This window comes from Paracoccus sp. UBA5162 (genome assembly GCF_002413585.1).
Taxonomy (GTDB): domain Bacteria; phylum Pseudomonadota; class Alphaproteobacteria; order Rhodobacterales; family Rhodobacteraceae; genus Paracoccus.
Window position 1 is genome coordinate 2,779 of record NZ_DHXG01000049.1, and the last position, 11,096, is coordinate 13,874.

Below are 11,096 nucleotides of genomic sequence, written 5' to 3' on the forward strand. Positions count from 1 at the left end.
CCGGCGTCACATCATCCGTCGAATGCATCCGGGCGCAGATCGCGCGCCATGTGATCCAGCACCCCGTTCACGAATTTCGGCTCGCGGCCGTCGGGAAAAAAGGCCTCGGCGATGCGGACATATTCAGTGATGACGACTTTTGGCGGGGTCCTGGCGCCCGCAAGTTCGGCGCCACCCGCGCGAAACAGGGCGCGCAGCACCGGATCGATCCGGTCGATCGGCCATTTCGCCACCAGCCCCCGATCCGTCGCCTGGTCGATCCGGGATTGCCAGGTCACCGCCTGATCGACGATGCGCATGAACAGATCGCGATCGGCTTCGGGCATCTGCCCTTCCTCGTCCTCGGCGCCGATGCGATAGGTCTCGAATTCGCGCTGCACGCGATCGGCCGATTGTCCCGCCGCCTCCATCTGGAACAGCGCCTGGACGGCATAAAGCCGTGCCGCCCCGCTAAGTGCGCGGCGGTCTGACCCCGAGCGTGAGTTTTGTCGTGCCTCGGTCATGCCTTGCCCTGCCCGTCCAGTTCGCCCGCAAGACGGATCACGTCGCGGGGCGCGCGGTCAGGGTCGCGCCGGGCGGCCCATCTGCGCGACAGCGCCACCAGGTGCAAGGCCGCCGCGGCCGCCCCGCCCCCCTTGTTCTGCCCGGCGGGATCGGCGCGAACCTGAGCCTGTTCGGGATTTTCGACCGTCAGGATGCCGTTGCCGATGCAGACCCCGTTCAGACCCAGCAGCGTCAGCCCGCGCGAACTGTCGTTGCAGACCGTATCGTAATGCGTCGTCTCGCCGCGGATCACGCAGCCAAGTGCCACGAAACCGTCATAATGGGCCTGCCGCGCGGCGATCCCGATGGCGGCGGGGATTTCCAGCGCGCCGGGAACCTCGATCACGTCGATCACCGCGCCGGCTTCGGCGGCCCGCGCCCGCGCGCCGGCCAGAAGGCCATCGGCGATCGCACGATAATAGGGCGCGACCACGGCCAGCAGCCGGACCGGCGAATCGAAGGTCGGAAGCGGCAATTCGTGATGCGCAGTGTTCAAGACCATGGCTCAGTCCTTGGGAATAGGCCGCGTGGAATGGACGGAAAGCCCGTAGCCGTCAAGCCCGACGATCTTCACCGGGGCGGAATTCGTCAGCAGGATCAGGTCCGACAGGCCGAGTGCCGACAGGATCTGCGCGCCCAGGCCGTATTGACGCAGGGTGTGCGGCCCGGCCTCGTCGGGCTGCCGGATTGCGTGGGTCAGATCGCGGATCAGCACGACGGCGCCGCGGCCCTCGTCCGCGATCGCGCGCATGGCGGCGGGCAGGCTGCCGGCGCCCGCCCCGCCGATCCCCAGCACGTCATGCAGCGGATCCAGCGCGTGCATCCGCACCAGAACGGGGCCTGGCGCGGTCAGGTCGCCCTTGCTCAGCACGATATGTTCCGCGCCCTGCATCTCGTCGGCGAAGATGCGCATGATCCATTCGCCGCCATGAGCCGAATGGACGATGCGCGACGCGCGTTCGGCAATCAGATTGTCGTAGCGGCGGCGATAGCGGATCAGATCGCTGATCGTTCCGATCTTCAGCCCGTGTTTCTGCGCGAAGGCCACCAGATCGGGCAGCCGCGCCATGCTGCCATCCTCGTTCATGATTTCGCAGATCACGCCGGCCGGGTTCAGCCCCGCCAGCCGCGCAATATCGACCGCCGCCTCGGTATGGCCGGCGCGGACCAGAACCCCGCCATCGCGGGCGCGCAGCGGAAAGACATGGCCTGGCGTGGCGATATCGGGCGCGCCCCTGGTCGGGTCGATGGCCACGGCGATGGTGCGGGCGCGGTCATGCGCGCTGATCCCGGTCGTGACCCCTTCTCGCGCCTCGATCGACATGGTGAAGGCGGTCTCGTGGCGCGAGGAATTGCGCGGACTCATCAGCGTCAGGCCGAGCGCCTCGATCCGGGCTGCAGGCAGGGACAGGCAGATCAGGCCGCGCCCGTGGGTGGCCATGAAATTCACCGCATCGGGCGTGGCCATCTGCGCCGGAATCACCAGATCGCCCTCGTTCTCGCGGTCCTCGTGATCGACAAGGATGAACATGCGCCCGTTGCGCGCATCCTCGATGATCTCCTCGATGGACGAGATCGCGTCGGAAAAGTCGCGTTCGACCGGGCCGGGTTTTTCAAACTGCATGGCGCGTCCCTTCGAAATAGCGCATTCCGGTGATGAACCCGGCCAGTCCTCCGGCCGCCATCATTTCGCGCTCGTGATCCGTTTCGCCGATCATGAGCACTGCGTCACCGGGCAGATGTTGCTGGCGCAGCCAGGTCTTGACCTCATCGCGCATAAAGGCCCAACTCTGGCCGAAACGCGGCAGATCCAGGCTGGAATCGGCGTCGATGCGCCGCGCCAGCGCCAGACGGTCCAGCCCCGGCCCGGCCCCCAGATGCCGCGACGCCGTCAGGGTCTGCAACCTGCACTCGCGTCCGCCGGGCAGGGCCGCGCCGTCGCGAAACACGCCAAGTGCATTCGAGGAAAACAGAAACGCCACCAGATCGCGCCCGGTCGAGGCCCGAACCCCGGCATAGGTCTTGTAGTCCAGCCCGAGCGCCTGCGCGCGGCGCACCCGCATCCGCACGACCTCGACCGGCAGGACCGGCAGCAGATCGGCCCGCGCCCGGTGCCAGCAATGGGCGCGCCACCGCGTCCCATCCATCGCCGGACCGCCATTGTCTCCGATCCGGGTCATCGCGTCGCGGTCCCGGTATCCGCCGCCCCGGCCTCGGCCAGCCGCGCGACATAGCGGGCCAGCGTGTCGATTTCCAGATTGACCGCATCGCCGGTCGCGGCCGTGGCCCATGTGGTGACCTGCCGCGTATGCGGGATCAGATTGATGCCGAAACGATTGCCCTCGACCTCGTTCACCGTCAGCGAGGTGCCGTTCAGCGCGACCGATCCCTTGGGCGCGATGAAACGCGCCAGCGCCGGCGGCGCCTCGAAGGTCAGGCGCAGGCTGTCACCCTGATCCTGCGCCGCGACGATCCGCGCCACGCCATCGACGTGACCGCTGACGATATGGCCGCCCAGTTCGTCGCCCACCTTCAGCGCCCGTTCCAGATTCAGCCGTTTGCCGACCGCCCAGCCATTCGCGCCGATATTCGTTTTCGACAGCGTCTCGGCCGAAATATCCACATCGAACCAGTCGGCGCCCTTGGCGATCACCGTCAGACAAACCCCGTCGCAGGCGATCGAGGCACCCAGATCGACGCCCGCCATGTCATAGCCGCAGCCGATCCGCGCGCGCATGTCGCCGCGCATCTCGACCACGCGAACCTCGCCCATATCCGTGATGATGCCCGTGAACATCGCCAAGCCCCCTGTGCACGCGCAATGACCTAGGCGATCGGCCCACGCCGCGCAAGGCATGGGCCGATCGCCCACCGCCCGAATCCGGCGCGACGCGACGCCGGCCGGTCCTCCTGACGCGACAAAATCGTGGAAAATACCACCCGAACGTGCAAACTGTCCGGCAATTGCACCTTGTCACTTTGCCGGCCGATGTTTCACAACCCTCTTGACCATTCAGACAGCGACCCATCGCAAGCCGGTCTTCCCGCGATGGAAGAAAGGGTGTTTCTGCTGCTGCAAGGACCGCATGGACCCTTCTTCAACCGCCTCGGGCACCTGTTGCGGCAGGCGGGCGCGACGGTGTGGCGCTGTGGTTTCAACGCCGGCGACGAATTTTTCTGGGACGACAAGGATCACTTCATCCGCCACGAAGCGACCATTCGGGACTGGCCCGCCCATCTGAACCGCATCCTGGTCGAGAAGAACGTCACCGATCTCGTGCTTTACGGCGACGTGCGGCCGATCCACGCCATCGCCCGCAGCGTGGCCCATCAGGAGGCCCTGCGTTTTCACGTCTTCGAGGAGGGCTATCTGCGGCCCTACTGGATCAGCTATGAACGCGGCGGCTCGAACGGATCCTCGCCGCTCCTGGAAATTTCACTGTCGCAGATGCGCGCGGCCCTGCGCGACACCTCCGCGGAAATCCACCGCCCGCCTGCGCATTGGGGCGACATGCGTCATCACAAGTTCTATGGCGCGCTGTATCATTTCCTGGTTCTGGCGGCGAACCGGCGCTATCGCCGCTATGCCGGCCACCGCGCGATCACCGTCCGGCAGGAATTCCGGCTGAACCTGCAAAGGCTGATGCTGATGCCGGCCTACAACCTCAAACGCGCGCTTCGATGGCGGCGGATCAAGCTGTCGGGTCAGCCCTATTCGCTGGTTCTGCTGCAGCTCGAACACGATTCGAACTTTCTCGGTCATTCGCCCTTTCGCAGGAATTCCGAATTCGTCGAGACGGTCATCGCGGAATTCGCCCGCTCGGCGCCACGTCACCACCACCTGATCTTAAAGGCCCATCCGCTGGAGGACGGCCGCGCGCGCAATCGCCACGCGATCCGCGATTCCGCGGCCAGTCACGGGCTGACGGAACGGGTCCATTATCTGCGCGGCGGCAAGCTGGCCGATCTGATGGCCCATGCGCGGTCCATCGTGACCGTGAATTCGACAGCCGCGCAGCAGGCGCTTTGGCGCGGCATTCCGGTCAAGGCGCTTGGATGCGCGGTCTATCAGAAGACCGGGATCACCTCGGACCAGACCCTGGCCGACTTCTTCAAGGCGCCGCGTGCCCCGGATCCGCACGCCTACCGCATCTTCCGCGACTATCTGTTGCAGACCAGCCAGGTACCCGGCGGCTTCTATTCGCGCCGCTCGCGCGCCCACGCATTGCGGCTGGTGGCCGATATGATGCTGGCCCCCCTTGACCCTTACGAGACACTGGCCGATGGACATGTGACACATCGGCAGCAAATCACCGATCCGGTGGCCTGGATCCCCTGTTCTTGTGGCCCAGGGGCCCGGCAGACGCTAGATTAACCGCAAACCGGACAACAAGGGCCGGGACGAGCAAGACAGGAGTTTTCGAGGTGACAGTCCCATTCTCACCCGCCGCCGCCATGCGGCTGGTCTTGGTTGCGGCCCTGACGCTGCTGTCCGCCTGCGCCCTGCCACGGTCCGGCCCCACCAAGGGCGAGATTTACGCAGGCTCGGTCGAGCGCGGCGGCAATGCCAATGTGGTCTATGTCAACGATCAGGTCACCCGCGCCGCGAATTTCGTTCCGACCTACGGCTTTTCGAGCGGCTTCAGGAATGCGGGCCAGGTCGGCGCGGACGAGATCCGGCCGGGCGATGTGCTGGGCCTGTCGATCTGGGAAAACGTCGATGACGGGCTTCTGACCTCGCTGGGATCAAGTTCAACCAACCTCCAGGAAATTCAGGTCGACAGCGCGGGCTACATCTTCGTGCCCTATGCAGGCCGCGTGCGGGCCGCGGGCAACAGCCCCGAACAATTGCGCCAGATCATCACCCAGCGGCTGTCGACGCAGACCCCCGATCCGCAGGTGACGGTGGCGCGCGTCGCCGGCGACGGGGCCACGGTTTCGGTCATGGGCAAGGTCGTGTCCCAGGGCGTCTATCCGATCGAACGTCCGACCCGCGCCCTGTCGGCGATGCTGGCCAGGGCGGGCGGTGTCTCCATCGCCCCCGAAATCGCGGTCGTGACCGTCAAGCGCGGCAACGACATGGGCAAGGTCTGGCTGACCGATCTCTATTCCGGCCAGAACGACATCGCGCTGCGTCCCGGCGACATCATCCTGGTCGAAGAGGATCAGCGCAACTTTACCGCCATCGGCGCCCTCGGCGGTCAGACGCGGGTGCCGCTGGGCAATGACATGATCAGCGCGGTCGAGGCCATCGCGATGGTCGGGGGCCTGAATTCAAACCTGGCCGATCCGACCGGCGTGTTCATCCTGCGCGACGAACCGGAATCCGTCGCAAGCCGGGTTCTGGGCAAGCGCGTCTCCGGTTCGCAGCGGATGGCCTATGTGCTGGATCTGACCAAGCCGAACGGATTGTTCCTTGCCCGCGATTTCCTGATCCGCGACGAGGATACGGTCTATGTGACCGAAGCACCCTACGTGCAGTGGAACAAGGTGTTGTCGGCCATCACCGGCGGTGTCCGACAGGCCGACAATCTCAGCAAACTGGGGAACTAGCCCGGCCATGGCGGCGGATGAGGGCATGGCCGCCGGGGGCGAACCCCGGCGGCTTTTCGTGTTCAATGGGGGCTTTTTCGCCCGCCCGCGCCTGCGGCGGATGATGGAACTGGCCGGCTGGAGAATCGCCGCCGGCCTGCCCCGCGCGGGCGATGACATCGGCATCTGGGGCGCCAGTCCGACCGCGTGGCGCGGTCGCGCCATCGCGACGCGCCGGGGTTGCGGGCTGATCACGGTCGAGGATGCCTTCCTGCGTTCGATCCTTCCGGGGCGGGCGCGCGGCGCGGTGGCGCGGCGCGGTCCGATCGGCCTTCTGATCGACCCTTGCGGGGTGCATTTCGATCCGGCGCGGCCATCGCTGCTGGAACGACTGATCGCCTCGGGCGTGACCGTCGCGCATCGCCAGGCCGCAATCCAGGGTATCGCCCGGCTGCGATCGCTGGATTTGTCGAAATACAATTTCCACCGTCCCCGGCTTGCCGCGCCCCCGCCCGGCTACGTCCTGGTCATCGACCAGACGCGCGGCGACGCCTCGCTGCTGGGGGCGGGCCGCGGCCGGTTCCTGGCCATGCTGGAAACGGCACGGGCCGAACATCCCGACCGCCCGATCGTGCTGCGCACCCATCCCGAGACAGCCGCCGGCCTGCGTCCGGGCCACCTGACCGGCGCCGATCTGCGCCCCGGCGATCTGCTTTGCGACGCCCCGATCTCGCCCTGGCGGCTGGTCGAAAATGCGCACAGCGTCTATGCCATCAGCTCCCAGTTGGGCTACGAGGCGCTGCTGGCAGGGCATCGCCCGCGGCTGTTCGGCCTGCCATTCTATGCCGGCTGGGGCCTCAGCGACGATGAAACGATGCTGCCCGCCGACCGCCGCGGCGCCGCTGCGCCCGAGGATCTGTTCGCCGCCTCTCATCTGCTGGCGCCCTGCTGGTATGATCCCTGCCGCGACGCGCTGACCGATTTCGATGGTGCCGTGAACCAGATCGAGGCCGAGGCGCGCGTCTTTCGGCAGGATCGCGGCGGCCATCTGGCCTATGGCATGCGCGCGTGGAAACGCCGCTTCATCCTGCACGCCTTCGGCGACAGCGCCGGGCTGGGTTTCGCCCGCACGCCCTCGCCGCGGGTCACGCTGGCCTGGGCAGGCCGCGCCGACAGGGTGCCGCAAGCCGCGAGGGTCGAGGACGGCTTTCTGCGCTCGCGCGGGCTGGGCGCCGAACTGACACCGCCGCTGTCGCTGGTCGCGGACGATCTGGGCATCTATTATGACCCCGGCCGCGAAAGCCGGCTGGAACGCCTGATCGCGGCGCCCCTGCCGCCGGGCGGGACTGCGCGGGCCCGGGCTCTGATCGGCGCGATCCGTGCGGCGGGCCTGACGAAATACAACCTGGCGGGCGATGCCCCCGATCTGCCGCCACGCGACGGGCGGCGGCGCATCCTTGTCCCCGGCCAGGTCGAGGATGACGCCTCGATCCGCCTCGGCGCCGGGCAAGAGCGGCACAACCTTGCGCTTCTTGCCCGCGTCAGGGCGGACAATCCCGACGCCTTCGTCATCTACAAGCCCCATCCCGATATCGAGGCCGGTCTGCGGCCTGGCGCGGTGTCCGGATCCGAACTGGCGCGACTGGCCGATCACGTCGCGCGCCGGGCCGATCCGCTGGCGCTGCTGGACCAGGTGGACGAGGTCTGGACCATCACCTCGACGCTGGGATTCGAGGCACTTCTGCGCGGGGTGCCGGTCACGGTTCTGGGGGCGCCTTTCTATGCAGGCTGGGGGCTGACGCGCGATCTGGGCCCCGTGCCCGCGCGCCGCACCGCACGTCCCGATCTTGCGGCGCTGGTCCATGCCTGCCTGATCGCCTATCCGCGTTATCGCGACCCGGTGACCGGGCTGCCCTGCCCGGTCGAGATCGCGGTCGCACGACTGGCTTGCCGCGCGACCGGCCGTGGGCCGGGATTGCGGCTTCTGGCCAAGGCGCAGGGGATGCTGGCCGGGCATAGCTGGATCTGGCGCAGATAGCGGGCGCAGGCGCTGCGGCCCTCGACCCGGCCGGGGATCAGGCCCGCAGCCAGCGGTGGAACAGGTCAGGGCCGATCGCGCGGCTTTCGACAAGGCGAAATCGCGGCGCCGCGGCGAGGTTTGGCAGAGCCAGCGGCGCAATGGATGCGCGGCCCTCGGCGCCCAGGGCGATGCCCGCCGTATAGCCGATCAGTTGATCGACCACGCCCGCCTGCACAAGCGCGGCAGACAGGATGCCCCCGCCCTCGCAGAAAAGCCGGGTGATGCCGCGGGCGGCAAGATCGGCCAGGATCGCCCGCGGGTCTCCGCCGACCTGCCACAGCGGGCCGTGATCCGGCCCTTCCGGGGGCAGATCCGGCAAGGGCCGGGTCGTCGCGATCACGCGCACCGGCTGGCGCACCGGACCAAGGCCGCGCACGTTCAGCGAAGGCAGATCGGCGCGGGCAGTGCCGCCACCGACCAGGATCGCATCATGGCTCAGGCGCAGGGCATGGACATGGCTGCGGGCCCCGGCTCCGGTGATCCACTGGCTTTCGCCGCTGGCGGTCGCGATGCGGCCATCGAAAGAGGTGGCCAGCTTCAGCGTCACGAAGGGTCGCCCATCGGACAGGCGCAGCAGGAAACCGGCCTGAAGCGCGCGGGCCCGGGCCTCGGCCACGCCCTCGCAGACCGCGATTCCGGCCGCGCGCAGGATCGCATGGCCGCGTCCGCCGACGCGCGGGTCCGGGTCGGTCAGCGCGGTGACGACGCGGGTGATCCCGGCCCGCACCAGCGCCTCGGCGCAGGGCGGCGTGCGGCCATGATGGGCGCAGGGCTCCAGCGTGACATAGGCAGTCGCGCCCCGCGACATCGGCCCGGCCTGATCCAGCGCCACGGCCTCGGCATGGGGGCGCCCCCCCGGCTGGGTCCAGCCGCGTCCGACAACGCGACCGTCGCGGATCAGGACACAACCGACGGCCGGGTTGGGCCAGACATTGCCCAATCCGCGCCGTGCCAGACGCAGCGCATGGGCCATGTGGCGCGCGTCTTCGGCCCGGTCGGGGCTCACTCGTTGGCGGCGCCGGGGCGCAGTTCCGACACGAACTTGTCGAAATCGCCCGCGTCCTGAAAGTTCTTGTAAACGCTGGCGAAACGGACATAGGCCACGTTGTCGATCCGCGACAGAGCCTCCATCACGATCTCGCCGATCATCTTCGAGGCGATGTCGGTCTCGCCGGTGCTTTCCAGCCGCCGGACGATCCCCGAGATCATCTGTTCGATCCGTTCGGGTTCGACCGGGCGCTTCTGCATCGCGATCCGGATCGAGCGCGCCATCTTGTCGCGGTCGAAATCCTCCCGCCGTCCGTTCGACTTGACGACGACCAGATCGCGCAACTGCACACGTTCATAAGTGGTGAAGCGACCGCCGCAGGCGGGGCAGAAGCGGCGGCGGCGGATGGCGACGTTATCTTCGGCCGGGCGTGAATCCTTGACCTGCGTATCGACATTTCCGCAAAACGGACAGCGCATCAGTTGTTCCCTCGGTCCGGCGATCCGCAGCCACTATAGGTGCGGTGGCAGGGTTTGGGTAGAGTTTATCCACAGCCCACAAGATAGGCGCAGTGGAACATGTGGCAGGAAAGCCGCGTTGGCGGGCGGAAACTCAGATGATCCGAAAGGCGGCATCCCATGGCAAAGACCCTGTTCATCACCGGCGCATCCTCGGGCATCGGCGCCGAGACTGCGCGCGAAGCCGTCAAGGCCGGCTGGAATGTCGGCCTGTTCGCCCGATCAAGGGACAAGCTGCGCAATCTTGCGGACGAACTGGGCGAGGCTGCGCTGCCCCTGCCCGGCGATGTCACCGACGAATCCGACCTGGCCGGCGCGGTGGCGGATTGCGTGTCGCGTTTCGGCGGCATCGACGCGGCCTTCGCCAATGCCGGCCGGGGTCTGGAAACACCCGGCACGGAAAAGGCCGATCTGGACGATATTCGCGGCATGATCGAACTGAACATCACGGGCCTGCTGCTGACCGCAAGGCTGACCCTGCCGGAACTGCGCAAGACCAAGGGGACGCTGGTGCTGACCGGCTCGGCCGCGGGTCGGCGGCATATCGCGGGCTCGATCTATGGCGCGACCAAGTGGTTCGTGCATGGCTATGCCGGAAACATGGCCGAAGAGATGCGCGAATGGGGTGGCCGGTGCGCGGTCGTTGCGCCGGGCATGGTCGATACACCCTTCTTCGACGATGGCGCGCCGGGAAAGTTGCAGGTGCAGGACGTCGCGGCGGCGGTGATGCACATCATCGAAGCGCCCGAGCGCGCGGCGATCCGCGAAATCCATCTGATGCCGCAAAGCTGATCGGCCGACAAGCGGCCGCACGAACCAATTGCGCGGCGGGACGTTGGCCCTGCTCCGAGAACGCATGTAGGAGGATAGCGAGATGAGTATTGCACGTGTCACCGAAATTTCGGCCACCTCGGATACCGGCTTCGAGGATGCCGTCCGCGAGGGACTGAAACGCGCCAACGAGACGCTGCGCCACGTCAAGAGCGCCTGGATCAAGGAGCAATCCGTCGATTGCGAGGATGGCGCCATCAGCCGCTATCGCGTCAACATGATGGTCACGTTCATTCTGGACGACTGAACCGGTCAGGCCGGATCGGACTGAAACAGCGCCGCCACCTGTCTCTGGTGCGGCGCTGTCCGGTGTTCGACCAGATAGATGCCCTGCCAGATTCCCAGCATCATGCGCCCCCCGGAAACCGGAATCTGCAGACTGACCGGCAGGATCGCGGCCTTCAGATGCGCGGGCATGTCATCGGGGCCTTCGCTGCGGTGGCTGATCCACGTCATCGACGGATCATCGGCCGGCGGTGCGATACGGTCCAGCCAGCCCAGAAGATCGACCTGAACGTCTGGATCGGCATTTTCCTGGATAAGCAGCGAACACGAGGTGTGCCGCACCATCAGCGTCAGCAACCCGCGGCCGGCGTCAATCGCC

General features: G+C 67.2%; 13 protein-coding genes. 5 read left to right on the forward strand and 8 right to left on the reverse strand.

What is annotated here, in order from left to right; translation table 11 throughout:
- Window positions 1–11 precede the first annotated feature (11 nt).
- Genes nusB through B4A72_RS06975 form a run of 5 tightly spaced genes read right to left on the reverse strand, consistent with a single transcriptional unit; the run spans window position 12 to window position 3,340 of the window.
- Entirely contained in the window at window positions 12–503 is a 492-nt protein-coding gene (gene nusB / locus B4A72_RS06955; RefSeq protein ID WP_292957486.1) for a transcription antitermination factor NusB, read from the reverse strand.
- Window positions 500–1,045, reverse strand: a complete 546-nt coding sequence (locus tag B4A72_RS06960; protein WP_292978266.1) for a 6,7-dimethyl-8-ribityllumazine synthase — start codon at window positions 1,043–1,045, stop codon at window positions 500–502. The genes nusB and B4A72_RS06960 overlap by 4 nt, the downstream gene beginning before the upstream one ends.
- 3 nt (window positions 1,046–1,048) lie before the next feature.
- Complete coding sequence (gene ribB, locus B4A72_RS06965; protein WP_292957492.1) at window positions 1,049–2,167, reverse strand: 3,4-dihydroxy-2-butanone-4-phosphate synthase; 1,119 nt, start codon at window positions 2,165–2,167, stop codon at window positions 1,049–1,051.
- Window positions 2,157–2,723, reverse strand: a complete 567-nt coding sequence (locus B4A72_RS06970; RefSeq protein WP_292957495.1) for a hypothetical protein — start codon at window positions 2,721–2,723, stop codon at window positions 2,157–2,159. Before B4A72_RS06970 ends, ribB begins: the two co-directional genes overlap by 11 nt.
- Window positions 2,720–3,340: a riboflavin synthase gene (locus B4A72_RS06975; protein ID WP_292957498.1), complete on the reverse strand. Its 621-nt coding sequence runs from the start codon at window positions 3,338–3,340 to the stop codon at window positions 2,720–2,722. Before B4A72_RS06975 ends, B4A72_RS06970 begins: the two co-directional genes overlap by 4 nt.
- A gap of 264 nt (window positions 3,341–3,604) precedes the next feature.
- On the opposite strand from B4A72_RS06975, the gene B4A72_RS06980 reads away from it, so the two are divergent.
- The 3 genes from B4A72_RS06980 (at window position 3,605) to B4A72_RS06990 (ending at window position 8,113) form a co-directional block, all read left to right on the forward strand.
- Window positions 3,605–4,918 carry a capsule biosynthesis protein gene (locus B4A72_RS06980; protein WP_292978267.1) on the forward strand — a complete coding sequence of 438 codons (1,314 nt, stop codon included), beginning with the start codon at window positions 3,605–3,607 and terminating at the stop codon, window positions 4,916–4,918.
- Window positions 4,919–4,998: 80 nt separating this feature from the next.
- Entirely contained in the window at window positions 4,999–6,096 is a 1,098-nt protein-coding gene (locus B4A72_RS06985; protein WP_292957521.1) for a polysaccharide biosynthesis/export family protein, read from the forward strand.
- Between the two features lie 7 nt (window positions 6,097–6,103).
- A complete protein-coding gene (locus tag B4A72_RS06990) occupies window positions 6,104–8,113 on the forward strand; it encodes a capsular polysaccharide biosynthesis protein (protein WP_292957503.1) in 2,010 nt (669 codons plus the stop codon).
- A 37-nt stretch (window positions 8,114–8,150) separates the two neighbouring features.
- On the opposite strand, the gene ribD is transcribed toward B4A72_RS06990, so the two are convergent.
- Entirely contained in the window at window positions 8,151–9,161 is a 1,011-nt protein-coding gene (gene ribD / locus B4A72_RS06995) for a bifunctional diaminohydroxyphosphoribosylaminopyrimidine deaminase/5-amino-6-(5-phosphoribosylamino)uracil reductase RibD (protein WP_335662393.1), read from the reverse strand.
- Entirely contained in the window at window positions 9,158–9,622 is a 465-nt protein-coding gene (nrdR, locus tag B4A72_RS07000) for a transcriptional regulator NrdR (protein WP_292957506.1), read from the reverse strand. Before nrdR ends, ribD begins: the two co-directional genes overlap by 4 nt.
- A gap of 159 nt (window positions 9,623–9,781) precedes the next feature.
- On the opposite strand from nrdR, the gene B4A72_RS07005 reads away from it, so the two are divergent.
- Together B4A72_RS07005 and B4A72_RS07010 are read left to right on the forward strand one after the other, a co-directional pair.
- The gene (locus B4A72_RS07005) at window positions 9,782–10,453 is read left to right on the forward strand and encodes an SDR family oxidoreductase (RefSeq protein ID WP_292957509.1); all 672 of its coding nucleotides are present in this window, start codon (window positions 9,782–9,784) and stop codon (window positions 10,451–10,453) included.
- Between the two features lie 82 nt (window positions 10,454–10,535).
- Window positions 10,536–10,739 (forward strand): dodecin family protein, encoded by a 204-nt coding sequence (locus tag B4A72_RS07010; protein ID WP_292957511.1) that lies wholly within the window; start codon window positions 10,536–10,538, stop codon window positions 10,737–10,739.
- Window positions 10,740–10,744: 5 nt separating this feature from the next.
- Here B4A72_RS07010 and B4A72_RS07015 read toward each other — a convergent pair whose 3' ends face one another.
- Window positions 10,745–11,092, reverse strand: a complete 348-nt coding sequence (locus B4A72_RS07015; RefSeq protein WP_292978269.1) for a secondary thiamine-phosphate synthase enzyme YjbQ — start codon at window positions 11,090–11,092, stop codon at window positions 10,745–10,747.
- Window positions 11,093–11,096 lie beyond the last annotated feature (4 nt).